This window comes from Acuticoccus kalidii, assembly GCF_021556395.1.
In the GTDB taxonomy this organism is placed as follows: domain Bacteria; phylum Pseudomonadota; class Alphaproteobacteria; order Rhizobiales; family Amorphaceae; genus Acuticoccus; species Acuticoccus kalidii.
In genome coordinates this window covers 400,182-422,570 of the sequence record NZ_JAKGCS010000024.1, presented here as the reverse complement: position 1 = coordinate 422,570, position 22,389 = coordinate 400,182, and the positions used below count along the sequence as shown (strand labels likewise).

The 22,389-nt window shown below is 66.9% G+C and carries 21 protein-coding genes; 15 read left to right on the top strand and 6 right to left on the bottom strand.

Annotated features, from left to right (window positions below):
* Positions 1-274: 274 nt before the first annotated feature.
* The 8 genes from L1787_RS15455 to L1787_RS15420 all read left to right on the top strand — a co-directional run bounded on the left by L1787_RS15455 (position 275) and on the right by L1787_RS15420 (position 7,040).
* Entirely contained in the window at positions 275-1,501 is a 1,227-nt protein-coding gene (locus L1787_RS15455; RefSeq protein ID WP_235709726.1) for an NAD(P)/FAD-dependent oxidoreductase, read from the top strand.
* A 16-nt stretch (positions 1,502-1,517) separates the two neighbouring features.
* On the top strand, positions 1,518-2,519 hold the full coding sequence (locus L1787_RS15450) for a 4-hydroxyproline epimerase (RefSeq protein ID WP_235709725.1): 1,002 nt from the start codon (positions 1,518-1,520) through the stop codon (positions 2,517-2,519).
* A gap of 104 nt (positions 2,520-2,623) precedes the next feature.
* On the top strand, positions 2,624-3,481 hold the full coding sequence (locus tag L1787_RS15445; protein ID WP_235709724.1) for a transporter substrate-binding domain-containing protein: 858 nt from the start codon (positions 2,624-2,626) through the stop codon (positions 3,479-3,481).
* A 32-nt stretch (positions 3,482-3,513) separates the two neighbouring features.
* The gene (locus L1787_RS15440; protein ID WP_235709723.1) at positions 3,514-4,200 is read left to right on the top strand and encodes an amino acid ABC transporter permease; all 687 of its coding nucleotides are present in this window, start codon (positions 3,514-3,516) and stop codon (positions 4,198-4,200) included.
* Positions 4,197-4,844: an amino acid ABC transporter permease gene (locus tag L1787_RS15435; RefSeq protein WP_235709722.1), complete on the top strand. Its 648-nt coding sequence runs from the start codon at positions 4,197-4,199 to the stop codon at positions 4,842-4,844. The genes L1787_RS15440 and L1787_RS15435 overlap by 4 nt, the downstream gene beginning before the upstream one ends.
* On the top strand, positions 4,841-5,566 hold the full coding sequence (locus L1787_RS15430; protein ID WP_235709721.1) for an amino acid ABC transporter ATP-binding protein: 726 nt from the start codon (positions 4,841-4,843) through the stop codon (positions 5,564-5,566). The genes L1787_RS15435 and L1787_RS15430 overlap by 4 nt, the downstream gene beginning before the upstream one ends.
* A 269-nt stretch (positions 5,567-5,835) precedes the next feature.
* Positions 5,836-6,534 carry a cytochrome c oxidase assembly protein gene (locus L1787_RS15425; protein ID WP_235709720.1) on the top strand — a complete coding sequence of 233 codons (699 nt, stop codon included), beginning with the start codon at positions 5,836-5,838 and terminating at the stop codon, positions 6,532-6,534.
* Positions 6,531-7,040, top strand: coding sequence for a CopD family protein (locus L1787_RS15420; protein ID WP_235709719.1), 510 nt, complete (start codon positions 6,531-6,533; stop codon positions 7,038-7,040). The genes L1787_RS15425 and L1787_RS15420 overlap by 4 nt, the downstream gene beginning before the upstream one ends.
* Here the strand turns inward: L1787_RS15420 and L1787_RS15415 are convergent.
* Positions 7,010-7,528 carry a DUF2231 domain-containing protein gene (locus L1787_RS15415; RefSeq protein WP_439648292.1) on the bottom strand — a complete coding sequence of 173 codons (519 nt, stop codon included), beginning with the start codon at positions 7,526-7,528 and terminating at the stop codon, positions 7,010-7,012. The genes L1787_RS15420 and L1787_RS15415 overlap by 31 nt on opposite strands.
* A gap of 69 nt (positions 7,529-7,597) precedes the next feature.
* Here L1787_RS15415 and L1787_RS15410 point away from each other — a divergent pair, with 69 nt between their 5' ends.
* Genes L1787_RS15410 through L1787_RS15395 form a run of 4 tightly spaced genes read left to right on the top strand, consistent with a single transcriptional unit; the run spans position 7,598 to position 12,822 of the window.
* Entirely contained in the window at positions 7,598-8,215 is a 618-nt protein-coding gene (locus L1787_RS15410; RefSeq protein WP_235709718.1) for a cytochrome c oxidase subunit II, read from the top strand.
* Positions 8,212-10,695, top strand: a complete 2,484-nt coding sequence (ctaD, locus tag L1787_RS15405) for a cytochrome c oxidase subunit I (protein ID WP_235709717.1) — start codon at positions 8,212-8,214, stop codon at positions 10,693-10,695. The genes L1787_RS15410 and ctaD overlap by 4 nt, the downstream gene beginning before the upstream one ends.
* Positions 10,692-11,018 carry a hypothetical protein gene (locus tag L1787_RS15400; RefSeq protein WP_235709716.1) on the top strand — a complete coding sequence of 109 codons (327 nt, stop codon included), beginning with the start codon at positions 10,692-10,694 and terminating at the stop codon, positions 11,016-11,018. Before ctaD ends, L1787_RS15400 begins: the two co-directional genes overlap by 4 nt.
* Positions 11,019-11,028: 10 nt before the next feature.
* Complete coding sequence (locus tag L1787_RS15395) at positions 11,029-12,822, top strand: SLC13 family permease (RefSeq protein ID WP_235709715.1); 1,794 nt, start codon at positions 11,029-11,031, stop codon at positions 12,820-12,822.
* A gap of 7 nt (positions 12,823-12,829) precedes the next feature.
* Here L1787_RS15395 and L1787_RS15390 read toward each other — a convergent pair whose 3' ends face one another.
* Positions 12,830-14,137, bottom strand: coding sequence for a Zn-dependent hydrolase (locus tag L1787_RS15390; protein ID WP_235709714.1), 1,308 nt, complete (start codon positions 14,135-14,137; stop codon positions 12,830-12,832).
* A gap of 233 nt (positions 14,138-14,370) precedes the next feature.
* Between L1787_RS15390 and L1787_RS15385 the strand changes: the two genes are divergently transcribed.
* The gene (locus tag L1787_RS15385) at positions 14,371-15,012 is read left to right on the top strand and encodes an orotate phosphoribosyltransferase (protein WP_235710057.1); all 642 of its coding nucleotides are present in this window, start codon (positions 14,371-14,373) and stop codon (positions 15,010-15,012) included.
* On the opposite strand, the gene L1787_RS15380 is transcribed toward L1787_RS15385, so the two are convergent.
* Together L1787_RS15380 and L1787_RS15375 are read right to left on the bottom strand one after the other, a co-directional pair.
* Positions 14,993-16,033, bottom strand: coding sequence for a ring-opening amidohydrolase (locus L1787_RS15380; protein WP_235709713.1), 1,041 nt, complete (start codon positions 16,031-16,033; stop codon positions 14,993-14,995). The two genes, L1787_RS15385 and L1787_RS15380, sit on opposite strands and share 20 nt — an antisense overlap.
* Positions 16,030-17,010, bottom strand: a complete 981-nt coding sequence (locus tag L1787_RS15375; protein ID WP_235709712.1) for a hypothetical protein — start codon at positions 17,008-17,010, stop codon at positions 16,030-16,032. Before L1787_RS15375 ends, L1787_RS15380 begins: the two co-directional genes overlap by 4 nt.
* 173 nt (positions 17,011-17,183) lie before the next feature.
* Here L1787_RS15375 and L1787_RS15370 point away from each other — a divergent pair, with 173 nt between their 5' ends.
* Together L1787_RS15370 and L1787_RS15365 are read left to right on the top strand one after the other, a co-directional pair.
* On the top strand, positions 17,184-18,122 hold the full coding sequence (locus tag L1787_RS15370) for a LysR family transcriptional regulator (RefSeq protein ID WP_235709711.1): 939 nt from the start codon (positions 17,184-17,186) through the stop codon (positions 18,120-18,122).
* 24 nt (positions 18,123-18,146) lie between these two features.
* Entirely contained in the window at positions 18,147-19,463 is a 1,317-nt protein-coding gene (locus L1787_RS15365; protein WP_235709710.1) for an amidase, read from the top strand.
* Between the two features lie 10 nt (positions 19,464-19,473).
* On the opposite strand, the gene L1787_RS15360 is transcribed toward L1787_RS15365, so the two are convergent.
* On the bottom strand, positions 19,474-20,421 hold the full coding sequence (locus L1787_RS15360; protein WP_235709709.1) for a TAXI family TRAP transporter solute-binding subunit: 948 nt from the start codon (positions 20,419-20,421) through the stop codon (positions 19,474-19,476).
* Entirely contained in the window at positions 20,421-22,385 is a 1,965-nt protein-coding gene (locus L1787_RS15355; RefSeq protein WP_235709708.1) for a TRAP transporter permease, read from the bottom strand. Before L1787_RS15355 ends, L1787_RS15360 begins: the two co-directional genes overlap by 1 nt.
* Between the last annotated feature and the right edge of the window lie 4 nt (positions 22,386-22,389).

Below are 22,389 nucleotides of genomic sequence, written 5' to 3'. Positions count from 1 at the left end.
CTGCCAGATTGCCTAAAGGTTTGGCGGGGTCTTCGGTAACACCGGCGTGACCCGAGCGGGGCCTTGACAGTGCGACGTCATGATGCAGAACTCGAAGAAGTAAACGTTTTCAAGTCGCCATGCCCGCCCATCCTGGCGGGCGTGGCGATCGAGCAGAGGTGACTGACCCTGTGAGCGCCGCGGTGAGGTTCTGTGAAGCAAGGCGGGACGCAGCGCCGTCGCCCGCCCTGCGCGCCCCGACCGGGCGGATGTTGCCGTGGGAGAACGCCGCGCGATGAGCCATATCGTCGTTCTCGGCGCCGGCATTGTCGGTCTCGCGACCGCCGAGGCGCTCCTCGCGGACGGTCACGCCGTCACCATCGTCGACCGTGAGGCCGCGATTCCCGGTGCGTCCAAGGGCAATGCCGGCGGGCTCGGTGTCACCGAGATCATGCCGCTCGATTTCGCGGCGACACTCTGGAAATTGCCGCGATGGCTCGCCGATCCTCTCGGTCCGGTGAGCGTCGGGGCCGCGCAGGCCGTCAAGATGCTGCCCTGGATGCGCGCGATGGCTCGCACCGCGTCTCCCACGCGGCGGGCGGCGGCGATCGCCGCTCTGGCGTCCGCCCTTGCCGAGGCCCCGCGGGATTTCGTGGCCCTTCTCGACACGCTGGGCCTACGCGAGGAGCTGAACGAGGTCGGCGCGCTCTGGTGCTACGAAACCAAAGCCGCCTTCGAGGCCGACGCGGCCGATCGCAAGGCCCGCCGTGCCCACGGCATCGTCATGGAAGAGATCGGTGGTGACGAGGCGCGCGCCATGGAGCCCGCGCTCGGCCCGCGCACCGCAGCCGCCGTCTTCACCCCGCAATGGTCGCACGTGAACGACCCGGCGACCCTCGTGAATGCGCTGCGTCGCCATCTCGAAACCGCCGGTGTCGGCTTCGTCGCCGGGGAGGTTGTCGGCGTCGACGGGGCGGCGTTGAAGCTCACATGCGGACGCACATTGCCCTTCGAGCGCCTCGTCGTCGCGGCGGGCGCCTGGTCCGGCGCGCTCGCTCGCGCGGTAGGCGACCAGGTGCTCCTCGAAAGCGAGCGGGGCTATAACACCACGATCCCCGAGCCGGGCGTCTCGCTCTCGCGGGAGATCATCTTCGCCGAGCGCCATTTCGTGGCGACGCCGATGCAATGCGGTCTGCGGATCGGCGGGGCGGCCGAGTTTCGCGGGCTCCGCGCGCCACCCAATTATCGACGGAGCGCGGCGCTCGCCTCGCTCGCGAAGCTCTATCTGCCGGATCTCGACAGCACCGGCGGTCAGGACTGGATGGGCCATCGTCCGGCAACGCCCGACTCGCTTCCCGTCATCGGCGTTTCGCCGCGGCGCGCCGATGTCTTCTACGCGTTCGGCCACGGCCATGTCGGCCTGACGCTCGGGCCGACGACGGGTCGCATGATCGCCGATCTCGTCGCGGATCGGCCGCCCCATGTCGATCCCGCCCCGTTCTCGATCTCACGCTTTGCATAAAGGGAAGCTGCACCGGATGGACAACAGCACCTTCTTCTGTGTCGACGCGCACACCTGCGGCAATCCGGTTCGCGTCGTCGTCGGCGGGGCGCCGGTCCTCGCAGGGGCCTCACTGTCCGAGATGCGGGCCGATTTCCTCGCCCATCACGACTGGGTGCGGCGCGCTTTGATGTTCGAGCCGCGCGGGCACGATCTGATGTCGGGTTCGATCCTCTATCCCGCGACGCGTGACGATTGCGATATCGGTTGCCTCTTTATCGAGGTCTCCGGCTGCCTTCCGATGTGCGGGCACGGCACGATCGGCACGGTCACGGTCGCGCTCGAACAGGGCCTCGTGCGGCCGAAGGTGCCGGGTGAATTGTCACTTGAAGTGCCGGCGGGAAAGGTGCGCGTCACCTATGAGAGCGACGGCCGTTTCGTCGACAGTGTGCGCCTCTACAACGTACCGGCCTATCTCCATGCCGAGAACGTTGCGATCGACGTGCCGGGGCTCGGCGCGCTGACGGTCGATGTCTCCTATGGCGGCAACTATTACGCGATCATCGAGCCGCAGGCGAACTGGGCCGGCCTCTCGTCGATGACGCCGGGCGAGATTTTGGCGCTGAGCCCGGTGATCCGCCGGATCGTGGAGGAGGCGGTCGCGCCCGTCCACCCGGAGGATCCGGCGATCCGAGGCGTCAGCCACGTGATGTGGGCGGATGCGCCGGTTCATCCCGAGGCGGACGCGCGCAACGCGGTCTTCTTCGGCGAAAAGGGCATCGATCGTTCCCCTTGCGGGACGGGCTCGTCCGCGCGCATGGCGCAGCGGGTCGCCAAAGGGCACCTCGCGGTGGGCGACACGTTCGTTCACGAATCCATCATCGGCACCTTGTTTCGCTGCCGTGTCGAAGGTTCGGCGGAGGTCGGCGGGCGTCCGGCGATCCTGCCGAGCGTGTCCGGCTGGGCGCGTGTCACCGGGCACAACACGATCTTCGTCGATTCCCGGGATCCGCTCCGGCACGGCTTCCAGCTCGCCTGACCGGGCGTTGCCGTTCGCAACGGCTTTCGGCGGGCGAGGAGGGGCCATCGGCCGATATCCGTCCGTGAGGTCATTGTTAACACCAACCCATGTGAGGACTTGTCTTGTCGAATAAAACGCGTGCTTCAGCCGCCGCCGTCGTCTCCGCGATGACGGTGTTGGCCACCGCCGGTCTCTCGGCCGCCCCCGCCCATGCCGATCTCCTCGACGACGTGAAATCGCGCGGGACGCTGCGCTGCGGCGTCATGCTCGACTTCCCGCCGGCCGGGTTCCGCAATGCCGACGGCGAGGCCGCCGGCTTCGATGTCGACTATTGCGGCGACCTCGCCAAGACGCTCGGTGTCGAATACGAAGTCGTCGAGACGCCGTCGCCCGACCGCATCCCGGCGCTCATCTCCGGCCGTGTCGACGTGTCGGTCGCCGGCGCCTCGATCACCGCCGAGCGCGCCCAGACGATCGATTTCAGTCGCCCCTATGCGACCTATCCCTGGGTGGTGGTGACGAAAGAGGCCAACGGCATCGGCGCGTTCGAGGATCTCGCCTCGCGCACCGTCGGCGGCGTCCGCGGCACGTTGCCCGAGATCATGATGAAGGCCTATTCGGACGAGAACTGGAGCGGCGAGGGTTACAAGTACCTCTCCTACAACTCGGATTCGGAAAAGAACCTTGCCCTCGACCAGGGCCGGATCGAAGCCTTTGTCGGCGTTGCGACGGCGGCGGCCGCCACCGTCAGCCTGCCGCAATTCTCAGAGTTCGAAATCTGCTGCGAGGCGCCCTTCGATCCCGACATCGTCGGCATGATGGTGCGCAAAAACGAGCCGGCGATGCTCGACGCGGCCAACGCGTTCGTTGCCGAGCAGATCGAGAGCGGCCGCTATCAGGAGCTTTACCAGAAATGGTACGGCCTCGACGGTCCGGATGTGCCGGAGACCGCGGACGCGGTTCTCGCGCCGCAGGGTTGACCTGACGGTCCGCTCGAACCCGCCAGGATCGCATGTTTGGTTCCTACACATTCGATTGGACTCCGGTGTGGAATGCCGCACCGGAGCTCCTTTACGGGGCCTATGTCAGCCTGCAGATCGCGGTGCTGACATTCCTCCTCGGGAGCGCCATCGCGTTTTTCTTGGCGCTGGCAAAAAACTCCGGGCGCGCGATCCTGTCCGTGCCCGCGAACGCGTGGATCGAGGTGTCGCGGAACACGCCCTGCCTGTTCCAGATCTACATGCTCTATTTCGGCCTTGGGGCGATCGCGCCGAGCCTCGATTCCTATTCCTCGGTGTTCCTCGCGATCACCTTCAACAATGCCGGCTACATGGCGGAGATCATCCGCGGCGGCCTCAAGGCGATCCCGCCGACGCAGACCCGCGCCGCCCGCGGGCTCGGCCTCACGGCACCGCGCGCCTATCTGTTCGTGATCGTGCCGCAGCTGATCCCGGTCATCTACTTCCCGTCGGTGAACCAGTTCATCTGGTCCTTGCTGAACACCTCGCTCGGTATGATCGTCGGCCTCAATGAATTGACGGGCGTCACCTATTCGCTCCAGTCGATCACCTTCCGCACCTTCGAGTTCTTCATCGTCACCGCGGCACTCTATTATGTCATGGTCAAGATCGTGACCGCGCTCGGCGCATGGGGCAGCCGTGTCCTGTTGCCGAACGCCACGAAGGGGGAGCGCCGATGAGCCCCTATTTCGTCGAACTCGGGCCGCAGAGCCTGTGGTATCTGCTCGAGGGGGCGGGGCGGACGCTCTGGCTCGGGATCTGGGCGATCGCGCTCGGCACGATCCTCGGCATCCTCCTCGGCTGCATCCGAACCTATTCGCGGGTCGGCGCCATCCTGCTCGCGCCGCTGATCGACATCACGCGCTCGGTGCCGCTGATCATCCAGATCGTCCTGATCAACTCCGCGCTCGGCATCAGCGGCTTCTTCTGGGGTCCGTTCGTCGTCGGTGTCCTGGTGCTCGGCGTCTACACCGCGTCCTATACCAGCGAGGTGGTCCGCTCCGGCCTTCAGGCGGTGCCCGACGTCACCAAGCGGGCGGGCAGGGCGCTCGGTCTCACCGGGCTGCAGAACTTCGTGTTCATCATCGCACCGATCGCCGGGCGGATCGCCTTTCCGGGTTGGATCAACGTCGTGCTCGGCTCCCTCAAGGACACCTCGCTCGTCGCGGTGATCGGCTATGTCGAGCTCCTGCGCGCCTCCCAGATCGTCATCACGCAGACGCAGGAGGCGCTGATCGTCCTCGCGGTCGCCGGGGGGATCTATTTTGTCATGTGCTTCGCGATCTCGGCCGTCGCGAAAAGAGTGGAGACGATGCAACGATGATCGTCCTGAACAACGTCGAAAAGCGGTATGGCAGCCTCGAGGTCCTGAAGGGCGTCTCCTTCACGGTCGAGACGGGGGAGGTCTTGTCGATCATCGGGCCGAGCGGGTCCGGCAAGTCGACGATCCTGCAGTGCATGAACGGGCTCGAACCGATCCAGGGCGGGGAGATCATCGTCGACGGGGTGTCGGTCCACGCCAAGGGGACGAACCTCAACACGCTGCGCCAGAAAATCGGCATCGTCTTCCAGCAGTTCAACACCTTCCCGCATCTGACGGCGATCCAGAACGCGGCGCTCGGGCCGCGGCGCGTCCTCGGCGCGCCGAAAAAGGAGGCGGTGGAGCGGGCGCGGGTCCAACTCGAAAAGGTCGGGCTCGGCGATAAGCTCGACCATTATCCCTCCCAGCTCTCCGGCGGCCAGCAACAGCGCCTCGCCATCGCGCGCGCGCTCGCGATGGAGCCCAGTTATATGCTGTTCGACGAGGTGACGTCGGCGCTCGATCCGGGCCTCGTGCGCGAGGTCCTCGAGACGATGAAGCTCCTCGCCGAGGATGGGATGACGATCGTCGCCGTCACCCACGAGATGGCCTTTGCCCGGGACGTGTCGACGCGGGTCGCTTATTTCGACGCCGGCAATATCGTCGAGATCGGGCCGGCGCGCGAGATCTTCGCCAATCCGGCGCACGCGAGCACCAGCGCGTTCCTCAGCCATATTCAGCACTGACAGGGCGCGGCCGGCGGGGCGTGAAACCGCCGGCCCTTCGCCGAGCGGGCGCGCGATGCCCGCACGAAACCTGACCGCGCGGGTCTCGTTGTGTCATTTTAATCCCACTTTCTCCGGCGTTTGATCGAACGCGAAACGGTACGGAACGATCAGTCGAGTCGGCGGTTTGCCCTTCGATGCCCGTAGCGGTCGCTTGGGTCGAACGAGGAGGCGATCGACGCGATGCGGCGGGACGATCTCGGGACGGCGGACGGGGTGGAGAGCGCCCGATGAACGAGATCTATTGCGGCCCGCCACCGGCGCCGGCGCAGATCTGGACCGCATGGAACGGTGATCCCGTTCTCTTGCTTTCGCTCGCTGTGATGACGCTGGTCTTGTGGCGGCGTCCTGCGGGGCTCGCGGCTGTCGCCGTGCTCGTCATCGCGTTCGTGTCGCCGCTCTGCGCCCTGTCGTCTGCACTCTTTTCGGCGCGCGTCGTCCATCACATCCTGCTCGTCGCGGTGGCCGCGCCGCTCCTGGCCGTGGCCTTTCCGGCGGCCGGCCCGCGCCGGCTCGCGTCCGCCTTCGTCGTCTCGACGCTCGTCCTTTGGGGGTGGCACCTGCCGGCGGCCTACGATCTCGCTTTGTCGAACGTCGCGATCTACTGGCTGATGCAGCTCACATTGATCGCGAGCGCCGTCTGGTTCTGGCGCGCCGTCTTCGCGCGCGAGACGAGCCTCGTCGAGGCGATGCTCTTCGTCATCGCGGGCTTTGCGCAGATGGGGATGCTCGGCGCGATCCTCACCTTCGCGCCCGATCCGCTCTATGCCGCCCACATGAGCGCGCCTTTCGCCTGGGGCCTCTCGCCGCTCGATGATCAGCGCCTCGGCGGGCTCATCATGTGGGTGCCGGCGGGGCTGCCTTATGCCGTCATCGCCGCCATCTTGATGCGCCGCGGCTGGAGCGGCCTTGCGGAGCGCACTGCGTGATTGACTGGCTCATGGGCCTCGTGCCGCTGATCAAGGCGGTCCACATCGCGGCGCTGTCGATCTGGTGCGCCGGCCTCGTCGCACTGCCCTTGATGCTCGCCCGGCACGAGCACGCGGTCACGCAGGCCGATTTCACCCGCGTGCGCCGCTTCACCCACCTCCTTTATACCGTGGGCGTCACCCCGGCGGCGGTGATCACCGTCATCAGCGGCACCTGGCTGATCTTCCTGCGCGAGGTGTTCGTGCCGTGGCTCTTCCTCAAGCTCGCCTTCGTGGCGTTGCTCGTCGGGGCACACGCCTGGATCGGCCACATCCTCGTGTCGGTCGCCGAAACCAAGGGGACGCACACGCCACCGAACCCGTTCGGTCCGATGACGCTGATCCTCGTGCCGGCGCTCGCGATCCTCGTCCTCGTTCTCGCGAAGCCGGAGATCCTGATCGCCTTTCCCGATTGGCTGACCAACCCGCAAGAGCGTCAATTCCCCCTCGACGTCCCGAGCCGGTAGTCGAAGACGAGTTTGCCGCCATGCCACCCCGTAAAACTGACCACCACGACGGCAAGGCTCGACAGCAAGAGGCCGTAGGGAAGGACGGCCGATTGATAGCCGTAGAGGCGAAAGCCCCAATTGGCGCCGAGTATCGCCAGCAGCAGCACCGCGATGATGAAGTGAGTCCACGCCGCCGCCCGTGCACGGATGCCGGGAACCAGCAACAATTCCGCCGTGCCGGAGACGCCCGCCGCCATGCCGAACAAGAACCCCGTTCCCGCCGCCCACAGCCCCGCGCGTGCCCAGAAGGGGTCGCCCGTCCACCAATACAAAACGTCCGCCCCGAAGGTGCAGAAGGTAAGGGCGACCGGAAAGGCGACACTCATCGCGTGGATCGGGTGGCCGTGGATCGCGATGCGCGATTCGGTTTGTTCAAACCCCGGCATCGCTTCGATCGGGTCGATCAGGGTTTCGTCGTGCGCCTGTTTCTGAGCTTCTTCATGCATCGCGGGCTGGTCTTTCGGCTTTGTGTCCTTGGGCTAACGCCGCTGGCGCTGGCGGGTTGCGCGGGCGAATTGTCGACCGTCGATCCGGCGGGGCCGGCGGCGCGCACGATCGCACAGATCTGGTGGGTCATGCTGATAGGCGCGGCCGCGATCTTCGCCCTCGTGATGGGGCTCCTCTTCGTCGCCTACCGTCCGGCACGGAACCTCGCCCATGCTTCGGAGCGGGTGTTTCTCGTCGGCCTCGGGCTCGCCTTTCCGATGATCGTATTGACCGCGCTCCTCGGCTACGGCCTCGCGGCGGGGGAGCAATTGCTGCCGAAGGGGGAGCCGGAGGTCTTCTATGTCACCGCCGATGCGGGGCGGTGGGCTTGGCGGTTCGGTTATCCGGGTGTGGCGGAGGGTTACCGCGTCAGCGAGGATGTCCTTCATATTCCGGCCGGACGTCCCGTCGATGTCGCGATCACCACACGCGACGTCATTCATAGTTTCTGGGTTCCACGCCTTGCCGGTAAGCTCGACGCGGTGCCGGGTTATGTCAACGTGCTGCGCATCGAGGCGGACGCGCCGGGGCGCTATGCCGGGCTCAGTTCAGAATTCAGCGGCCCCGGCTACACGCAATTCGGTTTCGAGGTCATCGCGCACGGCGCGGAGGACTGGCAGGCCTTTCTCGCGGGAGAACTCGAATGAGCGGGCTCGCACGCCATCGCCGTCTGACGCGCATCTGGGCCTCGCGCCCAGGCTTTCGCGGCTGGTTTTCCTCGGTCAATCACACCGATCTCGGCAAGATGTTCATCGTTGCCGCGCTCGTCTTCTTCGCGATCGGTGGCATCCTCGGGATGCTGATCCGCGCTCAGCTCGCGACGCCCCATTCCGCCTTCGTCGGCCCGGAGATCTACAACCAGATCTTCACGATGCACGGCACCATCATGATGTTCCTGTTCGCGATCCCGACCTTCGAGGGGCTCGCGATCTACCTTTTGCCGAAGCTTCTCGGCACCCGCGATCTCGCCTTTCCGCGCCTCACCGCCTACGGCTTCTGGTGCTATATTTTCGGCGGCTCGATGCTCATCGTCTCGCTGCTCCTCGGCATCGCACCGAACAGCGGATGGTTCATGTATCCGCCACTGTCGGGGGCGATCTATTCGCCCGGCATCAACACCGACTTTTGGCTGATCGGCATCACCTTCGTGGAGATTTCGGCGATCTCGGCGGCGGTGGAGATCACCGTCAGCATCCTGCGCTATCGCGCGCCGGGCATGTCGCTCGACAAGATGCCGATCTTCGCCTGGTACGCCCTCGTGACGGCTTTGATGATCCTGACGGGCTTTCCGCCGCTCATTCTGGGCTCGATCCTCCTCGAGCTCGAGCGCGCCTTCGGCCTTCCCTTCTTCCAGGCCGATCTCGGCGGCGACAGCCTCCTCTGGCAGCATCTCTTCTGGCTCTTCGGCCATCCGGAGGTCTACATCATCTTCCTCCCGGCGGCGGGCGTGATCTCGACCGTGCTGCCGGTGATGTGCCGCACCTCGCTGCTTGGCTATGGCTGGGTGGTGGCGGCGGCGGTGGGACTCGCTTTTCTGAGCTTCGGGCTCTGGGTCCACCACATGTTCACGACCGGCATTCCCAATATGGCGCTCGCTTTCTTCTCGGCCGCCTCGACCTTGGTCGCGGTGCCGACGGCGGTGCAGATCTTCGCCTGGATCGGGACGATGTGGCGCGGCCGGCCGGACCTCAGACTACCGATGCTCTATATCCTCGCCTTCTTCGCGACCTTCGTGATCGGCGGGCTTACCGGGGTGATGGTCGCCGTCGTGCCGTTCGACTGGCAGGTGCACGACACCGCCTTCATCACCGCGCATCTTCATTATGTCCTCTTCGGCGGCTTCGTGTTCCCGATGCTCGGCGGGCTCTATTATTGGCTGCCGCACTTCACCGGCCGGACGCGCTATTTCTTCCTCGGGGAGACGGCGTTCGGCCTCGTCTTCATCGGCTTTCACGGCACCTTTCTCGCGATGCACTGGGTCGGCCTTCTCGGCCAACGGCGGCGGATCGACACCTATGACGCCGATGCGGGCTGGACGGCGATCAATCTCGCCTCGTCGATCGGGAGCTTCGTCCTCCTGATCGGGCTCGCGCTCGTCCTCATCGACGTGGTGCTTCATGTCATCCTATCGGCGCGGGGCCGGCGCAATCCGTGGCATGCCGGAACGCTCGAATGGGCGATGATCACGCCGCCACCGGCCTACAATTTCGCGAGCCTGCCGCGCGTTTCGACGCGTGAGCCGCTCTGGACCGATCCCGAGTTGCCGAACCGTCTGGTGCGGGGCGAGGGCTATCTCGGCGATCCGCCGACCGATCGACGCGAGACGATGATCGTCGACATTGCGAGCGGCGAGCCGCGGGAGATCGTCGTATTCCCGCGCAACACGGCGCTTCCGATCGTCTTCGCCGCGATCACGGGCGTCTTCTTCCTGTCGCTCCTGATCAAGGTCTATTGGATCACGCCGCTCGCCCTCGCCGCGATGGCCGTCATGGCCTGGCGCTGGACCTGGAGCATCGGCGACAGGACCGATGCGGGACCGCAGCCGGCGGGGCAGGGGCTCACCTTGCCGCTCGCGACCGAGCGGGATCGATCGCCGGGATGGTGGGGCTCGCTCTTCCTGCTGACGGCGAACGCGACTTTGTTCGGTTCGCTGATCTTCGGCTATGCCTTTTTGTGGACGATCGCCCCCGGCTGGCCACCGTCGGAATGGCTGGTCCCGTCGATCCTCGAGGCCGTGGTCGCGATCGGCGGAACGCTCGCGGGAACGCTTGCGATCCGCGCCGCCTCGGTGGCGAACCGCAAGGGCGCGGGCTGCGTGCCGGCGCTCGCCGTTGCGCTGATCGGTGCGCTCGCGGCGGCCGTCGCGCTCGGCCTCCTGATGGCGCGGATCCCTGATCCGACCGGCCACGCCTATGGCGCGACGCTTCTCGTGCTCGCCGGCTACGCGCTCTTCCACGCGCTCCTGATCGCGCTGATGATCGCCTTCCTGATCGCACGGGTTCGGGCGGGCTACGTCTCGCCGATCCGGCGGGCCGAACTCGGCGTGGTGCGGCTCTGGGCGGACTATGTCGCCGCCGTCGCCGCGATCACCATCGTCCTCGTCAACCTGCCGGGATGGGTCGCATGAGCGAGGTCGCGCGGATCCTGATCGGCCCGCTGGTATGGCTTGCGCTGTTCACCGCGACCTATGCGCTTCACGGCATCGCCTGCTCGCAGGCCTGGTACGATGTCGATGCGCTCGGCCTATCTTTGATGCGCGTCGTCCTCCTCGCCGCCTGGCTCGCGACGATCGCGGTGGCGGGCGCCATCCTCCTTGCCCTCCTGCGTCCCCCGCTCGGCTCCCGGTCCCCCTTCGTGCGGACCGTCAGCCTCGCGACCGCCGCGACCGGCCTCGTCGCCGCGGTTTGGACGCTCTTTCCTGTCGCGACGAATTCGATTTGCATGGCATAAAGGCAAGGTCATGTTGGATGCCCTCGAACCCTTCCAGCCCTATATCGCGCTCGCGCTTCTGGTCGCGCTGTTCGTGGCATTCCTGTTGGAGCGCCTTCCGCCGGACGTGACGGCGGCGGGTGGCGCGGCGGCCTTCATCGTCCTCGGGTTGGTCCCGGCGGACGACGTGCTCATGGTATTTTCCAATCCGGCGCCGATCACCATTGCCGCAATGTTCGTGATCAGCGGCGCTCTCGTGCGCACCGGCCTCCTCGATGCGCTGGCGAACCGGCTACTCGCCCACGCGGAGGACCGGCCGGCCTTGACGCTCGGCCTCTTCCTCGCGGCGACGCTGATCGCATCCGGTCTCATGAACAACACGCCCGTCGTGTTGATCCTCATTCCAATCGTCCTGCGCTTGGCGCGCAGCCTCAACATCGCCGCGACACGTCTTCTGATCCCGCTCTCTTATGTCGCCATCCTCGGCGGAACCTGGACCCTGATCGGCACGTCGACGAACCTCCTCGTCGACGGCGTCGCGCGGCAAAACGGGCTCGCTCCGTTCGGGATCTTCGAGATCGCCCCGGTCGGGATCGTTGCGGCGGTGGTCGGTGTCGGCGCGTTGCTTCTTCTCGGCCCGCGCCTCCTTCCCGATCGGCACGAGCGGGGGCAGGCGGCGGAGGGCGACGAGTCGGAGTTTTTGACCGAGCTCAGCATCCGCTCCGAATTCGCCGGGATCGATAAGCCGATCGCCGAGATTTCCGAATTCGAGAAGCCCGGCCTCAAGATCCTCGGCCTGATCGACGGCACGACCGTCAAGCGCGACGGGCTCGAGACCCATGTTCTCACCGCCGGCAACCGTCTCGTCGCCGTCGCCACCACGTCCGAGCTTCTCACGCTTCGCGACCTCGATGGTGTCGATGTCGGCCTGCGCAACGCGCCGCGCTTCCGGGACAATGGGGATGAGGAGCGGATCGTCGCCGAGGCGATCATGACCCCGTCCCGCCGCAGCGAGGGCATCCGCCTCGCGCGGCTCGGCATCGGACGGCGCTATGGGATGCGCGTCCTCGGCGCCCACCGCCATGGCGTCGAGCTCGGGCCGAGCCTCAGCATGGCGATGCTGCGCCCGGCCGACCGGCTCCTCCTCGAGGGCACGGCCGAAGGGCTCGCGCGGCTGCGCGACGAAGCGCGTGAGATCGCCTCGATCACCGAGCCGAGCGGCCGCGCCTATCGGCGCCAAAAGGCGCCGCTCGCGCTGTTGGTGCTCGTCTGCGTGATCGGTCTCGGCGCCTTCGGCGTGCTTCCGCTCAGCCTTCTCGCGCTCGTCGGCGTCGCCGCGATCCTCGTGATGCGCTGCATCGACAATGACGAAGCCTGGGGCGCGATCGACGCGGGGATCCTCGTCCTCATCTTCTCGATGCTGATCATCGGGGCCGGGCTCCAGCACACCGGCGCGATTTCGCTGGTGGTCGACAATCTCGCCCCGTTCCTCCAGGGCTTGCCGCCGATCGTCCTCCTTGCCGCGATCTATATTCTGACCTCGCTGCTCACCGAGGCGGTGACGAACAACGCGGTCGCGGTCGTCGTCACGCCGCTCGCGATCGGCCTCGCGACGCAGATCGGCATCGATCCCCGCCCGCTCGTCGTTGCGGTGATGTTCGGCGCATCGGCGAGCTTTGCGACACCGATCGGCTATCAGACGAACACGCTCGTCTATGGCGCCGGCAATTATCGCTTCACCGATTTCCTGCGCATCGGCCTGCCCATGAACGTGATCGTCGGCGGCGCCGCGGTCCTCGCGATCCCGTTTTTCTTCCCGTTCTGAAGGGGCGTCAGGCGGGCTGTTTCGCTCCGATACGGGCGAGAACGGTTTTGTGGAGCACGTCGACGGCGACGGCGAGATCGTCGAGATCCATCGTTTCGGCCGGATTGTGCGATCCGTTCTCGTTGCGCACGAAGAGCATCGCGGCCGGAATGCCGGCATTGGAGAAGACGGCCGCGTCGTGACCTGCACCGCTCGGCAGCGCCTCGCTCGTGAGGCCGAGCTCGGCGATCGCCTCGGTGAGGCCCCGCGTCAGCGCCGCGTCGAGCGAAGCGGGGGCGGAGGCGAGCACGTCGTCGAGCGCGAAGTCGACATTGCGGCGCGTGCCGATCGCCTCGCATTCGGCGCGCACGAGACCCTCGAAGGCGTCGAGCGTCGCCTCGCTCTGACTGCGGAATTCCAGCGAGAACCGGATTTCGCCCGGGATGGCGGTGATGCTGTGCCGCTCCGGATCCGTGCCGACGATGCCGGAGGTGACGACGAGATCGATGCCCCGCTCCATCAGAACCTGCCAATGCGCATCGAGCGCGGAGATCAGCTCGGCATAGGCGAACACCGCATCGCGCCGCAGCCAGCGGGGAACGGCGCCGGAATGGCCGGCCTCGCCGGTGATGCTGTTCATCAGGAAGCGACGGTTGCCGCGAATGCCGGTGACGGGGGCGACGGGAAAGCCGCGCGCCGTCATCACCGGCCCCTGCTCGATATGGACCTCATAATAGGCCGCGATCCCGGCCGGGTCGCGCAGTCGCTCGCCGGCCTTCACCTTCGCGATATCGACGCCGCGGGCGGCGAGGCAGTCGCCGAGCGTCGTCTTGGAGCGAAGATGGCGGCGGGTGAGATCCTTCGCGGTGAGCCCGCCGAGAAGGGTGAGGGAGCCCACATAGGCCCGCCCGAACCACGCGCTTTCCTCGCAGCGCAGGACGAGGAGCTCGACGGGCTGTGCCGGCCGTTCGCCCGCGCGCACGAGGCGCGCGAGAACCATGAGCCCGCTCACGATCCCGGCCGCGCCATCGAAGTTGCCGCCGTGCGGGACGCTGTCGAGATGCGACCCGATAATGACGTGCGGCCCCGGCTGATCGGCGCCCCATACGGCGGAGAGATTGCCGATGGCGTCGCGCGTCGTCACGAGGCCGAGCGCGTCGGCGAGCGCCTCCACGAGGTCGAACGCGGCATCCTCGCCCGCGCCGAACGCCTCGCGCGTGATGCCCGGCTCGTCGGTGTCGCGCGCACGCAAAAGGTCGAAGATGGCCGTGAGGAAGGCCGATTCGGCGCCCGACTGCAGATAGGACAGAAGCGTTTCGTGCGTGATCGTGGTCATGTCGAAATTACGCAGGTATTGTGTTTATATATTCTATCGCTGATCTGGATCTCTGATCGAGTTTGTTGAAAATATTTCTGTATATATTCGATTTTGTCTTGAGTGAGGTGCAGGGGGCGTGGTTTAAAGATCGGAATTTGGCCGCGCAATGGGGCCATTCGACGAGGAGTCCGTCTGTGCCCACTGATCCGACCTTTGCCCCCGACGCCGCGATCGCCGCCACCACGGCGCGCATGTTGCTCGAGGTCGATGCGATCGAAGTGCGGCCGGAGCAGCCCTTCGTCTTCTCCTCGGGATGGGCGAGCCCCGTTTATATCGACGGACGGGCGCTCATCTCCTATCCGCGTTTGCGCCGCGCGCTGGTCGAGTTCGCGACGGCCACCATCTGCCGCAATATCGGCTTCGAGACCTTGCAGGCCGTCGCCGGCGGTGAGACGGCGGGCATTCCTTACGCCTCGTGGATCGCCGAATCCCTCTTCCTGCCGCTCGTCTATGTCCGCAAGAAGCCGCTCGGCTTCGGCAATGCGGCGCAGATCGAGGGGCGCCTTCCGATGGGCAACAACATCCTCCTCGTCGAGGATCTGACCACGGACGGGCGCTCCAAGATCAACTTCTGCAACGCGCTGCGCCGGGCGGGCGCGAAGGTCGACCACACGTTCGTGATGTTCTTCTACGACATCTTCCCCGGCTCGCGGGAGCGCCTCGCGGCGGCCGGTCTCAACCTTCATTATCTCGCCACCTGGCGCGACGTGCTGGAGGCCGCGAAAGACGGTTACGGGTTCGATCCCGGCAAGCTCGCCGAGGCGGAGGCCTTCTTGAACGATCCCGTGGGGTGGTCGGCGGCCCATGGCGGAATCAGCGCTCTGCCGGAGTGAGGGTGGAGTAGATCGCCGCCGCGAGGCACGCCCCGTCCGGCCCCTGGTGCTCCGCACCACCGCTGATGAATGCGGCAGTGGTGCCGAACCAGGCACCGATCGCGCCGCTCGCCGCCGCGCGAAGCTGCTTGTCGGCCGTGAGGTCGGAGCCGAACACCGTGGTGCGCCGACCGCGCAGGCGACCGTCCGATCCGATCCCGGCCTTGAAGAGGACGAGTTCCGCCGCGCCGGTGTCCGCAGCGAGCGCCGCGGCGGCGGGTGTATCGAGAAGATCGGCGAGCAGCGCGGTCGCAATGCGCAGATCGCCGCCCGCGCCGGGCCGTTCGCCGAGCACCAGCACCTCCACACAATCCGCCTCGGTGCCGGAATAGACCATCGCCCTACGGGAAAATTCCGGTGAGCGGCCGACGGGATCCTCGCCGAGCGCCGCAATCTCCGTCTCGCCGAGCGCGAGGGCGACCCCGAGCGCGCCCGCACCGCGCGAAGACCCGGTCGAGCCGGCATGACGCCGCCGCTCCGGGTGCGTCTCCGCCGAGATCGGCAGCACCGGCGATTTGACGAGAACGAGCGCCGCGTCATCCGGTGAGAGGCCGGCCGCGGCGAGCGCCTCTTCGACAGTGGCGGCGGTCGCCTCGATATGGGCAAGGCCCGCCCGGTCGGCGAGCGGAACCGGCGCCGATCGCGCCGCGCCGAACACGAGGCGCGGGGCATCGTCGATGTCGCCCGTGTCATCCGGCACGTCGGCGAGGAGCGCCATCACCGGGGTCGCGATCCCCTCGCAGCCGGTGGAGAAGAGGCGAAAGGTGCGGGCAAGCAGCGCCGGCCCGCCATGCGCGCGGATCGTCTCCTCGCAGCGGGCGACGGCGAGATGGCGCGCATAGTCGTTGAGCGTCGCAGGCCCTTCGACCTTGCCGAAGACGCAAAGATTGGTGGCGGATCCGTCGAGTTCGGCCAAGGCCGCTTCGAGGCCGCTCATGTCGTCCGGCGAGGCGGGCGACCAGACGTGAAGCCGCGTCGTCACGCGACCGCCTCGACGAGGCCGGCCCGGGTGAGGGCGAGGTGGGCGAGGGCGAGGTCGCAGCACGCCATCCCTTGGATGATGGCGAGAATGGCGGCCTCGGGCGTGCCGCGGCCGGGTTTTGTGCCAGCGGCGATCTCGCCGATATCGGCGTCGAGCCGCGCGGCGATCGCCGCGGGGTCGGCCCCGGCATCGATCCAGCCCTTCACCGAGCCGATCATGGCCGCATAGTCGAACTCGTCGACGATGAAGCGATCGGCGGTCTCCATCGCCGCCATCGCGATTTCGGCCCCGCCGCCCATACCGCAGACGAAGCGACCGGGGGCCATGTGGCGCGCCTCGATCACCGGCGTTTCGGCGGCGGAAATTCCGAAGATGAGGTCGGCGCCGTCGGCCGCCACGTCCAGGTCGGTCATCGGGACAATGCGGCCCGCCGCGCCATGACGCGCCGCGAACGCCTCCGCCGACGCGGTCCGGCGGGCGACGACGCGAAGTTCGGTGATCGGAAAGGAGGCGCGGATGGCGGCCGGCAGCTCGTCCGCGATCCGGCCCGCGCCGACGATGACGGCGACGGCGCTCTCGGGCCGCGCGAGGAGGCGGGCGGCGACGACGCCCGTCACCGCCGTGCGCAAGCGGTGGAGCCACCCTTCCGAGACGAGGCCGAGCGGGGCGCCGGTCGCACCGTCAGCGACCCAGCAATAGTCGATCGACTGCTCTTCCCCCTGGCTCCGGCGATCGGCGATGATGCGCGAGCCGGTGATGCCGATATCGGGAAGATGCGCCCCTTTGAGTTTGAAGACCGCCTGTCCGCCCGCCGGCGTGATCGACATGGCCGGCGGATCCGACAAGACGTTGCGGTGGCGTCCATAGGCGGCGAAGGTACGCTCCACGGTATCGAGCGCATCCTCGACACTCACGAGCCGGGCGACCTCCTCCTCGGTCAAGATCGGGAGGGAGGGGCGGTTCGAAGCGTGGCTCATGTCGTGGGGCGGCCTTCTGGAGGGCAGCGCATCGCCTTGCGCGGAAAGGCGGAATCATAACGAGCGGGAATAGCGCCCACCACTCCAGTCGAGGTTATACATCGATAAGGGGAACTGCGGTCACACCCCGGTCGACCGCGTGTTACCGTCCCGCTTTGCAGCCGAGGAGTTCCATGTTCCAGCCGAACCTGCGGCATCTCGAAATGTTCCAACTCCTGATGAAGACCCGCAGTCTCACCGAAACGGCGCGACTCATGCGGATCTCGCAGCCGGCCGTGAGCCAGGCGCTCAGGGAGTTGGAGGGACAGCTCGGCCTCACCCTCTTCCTGCGCAGCGGCGGCCGCATCAGGCCGAGCGAAGAGGCGTTGACGATCCGCAGCGACATCGAACGCGTTCTCGGCCAGGTGAGCGCGCTTTCCGCCCGCGCGGAGGATTTGCGCAACACCCGCGCCGGTCACGTCTCGATCGCGGCGATTCCCGTGGTCGCGACGAGTATCATTCCGGCGGCGATCGCCGCCCTGCGCACCGAGCGGCCGATGTCGCGCCTCACCTTGCGCAGCCTTGCGACCGGCGACGTCGTCCAGATGGTGAAGGAGGAGCGGGTCGATCTCGGCTTCGTGGTCGCACCGATCGACGAGATGCTCGCCGGCGCGGAGCCGCTGTTCGAGACGATCCTCGCCTGCGTCCTGCCCAAGGAGCACCGCCTCGCCGAGAAAGAGGCGATCACCGCGGCCGATCTCGACGGCGAGACGGTGATCGCGCTCAGCACGGAGATCCCGCCCGGCCTCCTTCTCCAGGAGGCACTCAACCGGCGCCGTGTGGAGGATTTCGTCGCGATCGGCACGAACAGCGCCGCCGCCGCCGTCGAACTCGTGATGGAGGGGGTGGGGATCGCGATCGTCGACCCGATGCCGCTGGTGCGCAATGCCGACACGTCCGGCCTTGTCATCCGCCCGTTCGAGCCCGGCGTCAGCATCACCGTGCTCGCGCTCTTTTCGCGTAATCGGCCGCTGCCGAAGATCGCGCTCCAGTTCGTGAACCACACCCGCCACACCTTCGTCGACACCGCGCGACGGCTGAAAGCCCTCGGCATTCCCGCCGAAGCCCTCTGATCCCCGACTGACTTGGAGTGTTCCGTGACGCCTGCCTTCACGCCCATCGCCGACCTCGTGACCGACATTGAGGAAAAAGAGATCGAGCCGGCCGAGATCGTGGCGTCGTGCGGGGCCGAGATCGCGCGGTTCAACGACCGTTTCCGCGCCTACTCCCACCTTTGCGAGGACATCGAGGCGCAACTCGCCAATCTGCCCGACGGGCCGTTGCGCGGCATCACCGTCAGCGTCAAAGGCAACATTCCGGTCGCCGGGATGCCGCTCACCGAAGGATCGGCGATCTTTGCCGACCGGCGGGCGACGGCGGATGCGGCGATCGTCGCGCGTTTGCGCGCGGCCGGCGCCGTCATCCTCGGGCACACGACACTGTCCGAACTCGCGATGTACGGCGTCACCAACCCGTTCGAGCCGATGGGGCTCAACCCCTATGACGTCACGCGGACGGCCGGCGGGTCGAGCACGGGCGCTGGCGTCGCCGCCGCGCTCGGCATGGCCCACATCAATATCGGGACCGACAGTGGCGGCTCGATCCGCAATCCCGCCTGCCATTGCGGCGTGGTCGGCTTCATGCCGCGCATCGGGGTGCTGCCGCTCGGCGGCAAGGTGAACCACACGCCGAGCCTTTCGACGCTCGGCATCATCGCCCGCTCCGTCGACGATGTCGCGCTCGCCTTCGCGGCGACGGCCGAGCCGCACGAGCCGGCGCCGCCGCTGAAAAAGCGCCTCATCGTGCCGAGCCGCCTCATCGAGACGATGTGCGATGCCGAGACGCTCGCGCTCTTCGAGGCGGCGTTGAAGCGGGCATCGGCGGCCGGTTTCGATCTCGTCGAGCGCGATGTCGAGGGATGGATCGCGGCCGAACGGGCCGCCGGCATCGTCTCGATGGCGGAAGGCGGGCGGGCGCTCGCCGCGATGGACATCTCGCGCGCGAGCGATGGGATCAAGGCCCGCGCCGCCGCGGCCGCGAATCTCGAGCCGGCGGAGGTCGACGCCGCGCGCGCGGCCTGTGCGACCTTCAAGGACGCGCTCGCCGCCGCGCTCGACGGATGCGGGGCGGACGCCGTGATCACGCCGACCTGGCCGTTCCCGGCGCCGGCGATCGATGCGACGGAGGCCGAGGCGAAGGGGAAACGCGTTCCGATCGACCCGCACCGCAACTGCTTCGTTCGTGTCGGAAACGCGGTGGACGCGGTCGCGCTCACCTTGCCGATGGGGCTCTACACAGTCGGCGTGCCGGCCGGCCTCCATCTGATGGCACTGAAAGACGACGCGCAGATGCTGCGCGTCGCCAAGATCTTGGAGGACGCCTTGCCCGAGAGCCCGCGTCCTCCGGTCTTATGAGCCGGGGCCTTTATTCGATGAGGCCGGCTTCGCGATAGGCGCGCTCGGCACCGGGGTGGAGCGGCACGCCGATCCGCTTCCACAGGCCGGGCGCCGGCTCCGGCTCCCAAGCATTGTAGACGGCGCGCATATATTCCTTGTTCTCGTCCGTGATCAGCGCCTTGGCGAGCTGGTAGACGATCTCCTCGTCCATGTCCTCGCGGGTGATGAGGGTGGACGGGTTGCCCATCGTGATGATGTCGGTGTCGACGCCGCGATAGGTGCCGGCGGGGATCACCGCACGCTCCATCGCTGGGGCGCGCTCTTGGAGCTTCTCGAGGAAGGCCTCGTCGAAGGTGAGGAGGCGGATGTCCTGGGTCGTCGACAGGTCGACGACGGCGGGCATCGGCAGCGCCGAGCCGCCGGCGAAGGCTTCGAGATTGCCGTCGCGCAGATTGTTGGCGCTCTCGGAAAAGCCGAGATTCTGGACCTGGACGGGCTCGGGCAGTTCGAGCGTGTCGAGCACCATCATCGCGGTGTTCGCGCCACCGGACCCGGCCGCGCCGATCGACACGCGCTTGCCGGCGAGGTCCACCGGGGCCTCGATCGGGCTATCGGCCGACGTCACCCAATGGGTCGGCGACAGGTCGATGAGGGCGATGCCGCGGATTTTGTCGGACTGGGCGTCGGAGAACTGGAATTCGCCGGCCTTTTGCTGCGCGAGCACGGTGCCGTTGGCGAAGGCGAAGTCGAGATCGCCGCGATCGAGAAGGCGGACATTCTCAACCGAGCCGCGGGTCGTGCGCGCCGTGGCGTCGACCCCTTCGACATTCTCGGTGAGGTAGGCGGCGAGACCACCGGCATAGAGATTATAGCTGCCACCCGGCGAACTCGAACCGATCACGATGTCGGTGGCGAGTGCCGCGGGCGCGCACAAGGTCGCGCCCACCAGCGTGGCAAGGAGCGTACGAATGGTCATCAGGCTTCTCCTTCGTGGACAATCGGTTTGCCGGCACGAGCCGGATTGCGCGCCACCCACCGTAATTCGCCGTAATGGACGAGGCCGGTGAGGGCGGCGAGGGCGCCCACCACGAGAGCGTCGTGGGCAATGATGAAGAGGACGCCGAGCACGGCGTAGAGAATGCGCGGCACGAGCTCGAGGCGGCGGAAGAGGTAGCCTTCGATCGCCCCTGCGACGAGGACGATGCCGACGATGATCGACAGGAGGGTCATCGCGATGGAAAGGGCGGTGCCTTCGAAGAGGAGGCCTGGCTGGAAGACGAAGAGGACCGGCAGGAAGAAGAGCCCCGCCCCCTTGATGACGGCGGCGTTCCCCGTCTTCCACAATGGTGCGCCCGAGATGTTCGCCGCCACGTAGGAGGCGAGGGCGACCGGCGGCGTGATGTTCGAGGCCTGCCCCCACCACAGCACCAGGAAGTGCGCGGCCATGACCGGAACGTCGAGCCGGATGAGGGCGGGCGCGGCGAGGGTGGCGAGGATGATATAGGCCGGGACCACCGAGAGCCCCATCCCGAGAACGTAGCCGATGACGAAGATCATCGCGACGGTCGCCGGAAGGTTGCCGCCGGCAAAGTCGATCAGCATCGACGTGATCTTGAAGCCGGTACCGGGCAAAAGGATCGCGAGGGTCATCACCGAGACCGGGCCGGCGACGGCGATGATGCTGAGGCTGTTCTTGGTCCCGTCGACGAGCGCCCAGAAGATCGCCTTCGGCCCCATCCGCGTCGCCGGATTCCACCAGGAGCAGATGACGCTCGCGATGATCGCGAAAAACGCGGTTCGGGCGAGCGAGAAGCCGAGATAGACCATCGTGATGACGGTGAGGAGCGGCAACAAAAGCGGCCAGCTCTTCTTCATCACGTCGCGAAAACGCGGACACTCGGCCTTCGGCAGACCACGCAGCTCACGCCGGCGGGCATAAAAGTGGATCTGAAGATAGACGTTCAGGAAGTAGAGAACCGCCGGGATCGCCGCGTAAAGTGCGATCTGGGAATACGGAATCCCGGTCAGCGCCACCATGATGAAGGCCGCCGTGCCCATGATCGGCGGCAGGATCGTCCCGCCGGTGGAGGCGGCGGCCTCGGTCGCGCCCGCGACGTGGGCGCTATAGCCGGAGCGCTTCATCAACGGGATGGAGATCACCCCGGTGATGGCGACATTCGCCGCCGCCGAGCCCGAGACGCTGCCGATCACCGCGCTCGACGCGACGGCCGCCTTCGCCGCGCCCCCGGCCCGATGGCCGAGAAAAGCGAGCGAGAGGTCGTTGAAGAAGTCCGACGCACCGGAGCGGACGAGGAACTGGCCGAAGACGAGGAACAGGAAGAGGTTCGAGGCGAGCGTATAGGTGATGACGCCATAGAGCCCCTCGGTCGAGGCATAAAGGTTCGAGACGACCGTCTCCATCCCAAAGCCGCGATGGCGCAGCGGCCCCGGCGCGAGATCGCCGAAGAACATGTAGGCGAGGAAGATCACCGAGATGATCGGGATCGCGAGGCCGAGCGCGCGGCGGGCCGCCTCGATGGAAATGACGGTGATCGCGGCGCCGAGCGCAAGGTCGATCGGCTTCAGACCGAAGCCGGCATTCATCATGTACCGCTCGTAAGAGAGGTTGAAATGCACCGTCGCCCAAAGCGCGATCGCAAGAAGCACCACGTCGACCGACCGCGCCCAATAGGTGCGGCCGAGCGGGTAGAAGCACAGCGAAACCGCGATGCCCGTGAAGATGAAGAGGCTGCGATCGAACGCCGGATCGGTGATCCCGAACCAGGCGACCCACATATAATAGAGGGAAACGCACGCCGCGAAGACGTAACCCGGCCAGCGCCACTCGCCGAGGAAGGGATGGTTCGCGTCCGTTTCGGGCGCGAGATGGTTCGTCGGTGCCGAGGGATCGGCTTGGGGGACGCTGCCGGGTGTCGTCATGCGG

Bases quoted from the DNA above. Each gene is read 5' to 3' on its own strand.
- L1787_RS15395 (WP_235709715.1), top strand. From the start codon at position 11,029: ATGTTGGATGCCCTCGAACCCTTCCAGCCCTATATCGCGCTCGCGCTT.
- L1787_RS15425 (WP_235709720.1), top strand. From the start codon at position 5,836: ATGAACGAGATCTATTGCGGCCCGCCACCGGCGCCGGCGCAGATCTGG.
- L1787_RS15370 (WP_235709711.1), top strand. From the start codon at position 17,184: ATGTTCCAGCCGAACCTGCGGCATCTCGAAATGTTCCAACTCCTGATG.
- L1787_RS15360 (WP_235709709.1), bottom strand. From the start codon at position 20,421: ATGACCATTCGTACGCTCCTTGCCACGCTGGTGGGCGCGACCTTGTGC.
- L1787_RS15430 (WP_235709721.1), top strand. From the start codon at position 4,841: ATGATCGTCCTGAACAACGTCGAAAAGCGGTATGGCAGCCTCGAGGTC.
- L1787_RS15390 (WP_235709714.1), bottom strand. From the start codon at position 14,137: ATGACCACGATCACGCACGAAACGCTTCTGTCCTATCTGCAGTCGGGC.
- L1787_RS15400 (WP_235709716.1), top strand. From the start codon at position 10,692: ATGAGCGAGGTCGCGCGGATCCTGATCGGCCCGCTGGTATGGCTTGCG.
- L1787_RS15450 (WP_235709725.1), top strand. From the start codon at position 1,518: ATGGACAACAGCACCTTCTTCTGTGTCGACGCGCACACCTGCGGCAAT.
- L1787_RS15385 (WP_235710057.1), top strand. From the start codon at position 14,371: ATGTTGCTCGAGGTCGATGCGATCGAAGTGCGGCCGGAGCAGCCCTTC.
- L1787_RS15455 (WP_235709726.1), top strand. From the start codon at position 275: ATGAGCCATATCGTCGTTCTCGGCGCCGGCATTGTCGGTCTCGCGACC.
- L1787_RS15355 (WP_235709708.1), bottom strand. From the start codon at position 22,385: ATGACGACACCCGGCAGCGTCCCCCAAGCCGATCCCTCGGCACCGACG.
- L1787_RS15440 (WP_235709723.1), top strand. From the start codon at position 3,514: ATGTTTGGTTCCTACACATTCGATTGGACTCCGGTGTGGAATGCCGCA.
- L1787_RS15415 (WP_439648292.1), bottom strand. From the start codon at position 7,528: ATGCATGAAGAAGCTCAGAAACAGGCGCACGACGAAACCCTGATCGAC.
- L1787_RS15375 (WP_235709712.1), bottom strand. From the start codon at position 17,010: ATGAGCCACGCTTCGAACCGCCCCTCCCTCCCGATCTTGACCGAGGAG.
- L1787_RS15435 (WP_235709722.1), top strand. From the start codon at position 4,197: ATGAGCCCCTATTTCGTCGAACTCGGGCCGCAGAGCCTGTGGTATCTG.
- ctaD (WP_235709717.1), top strand. From the start codon at position 8,212: ATGAGCGGGCTCGCACGCCATCGCCGTCTGACGCGCATCTGGGCCTCG.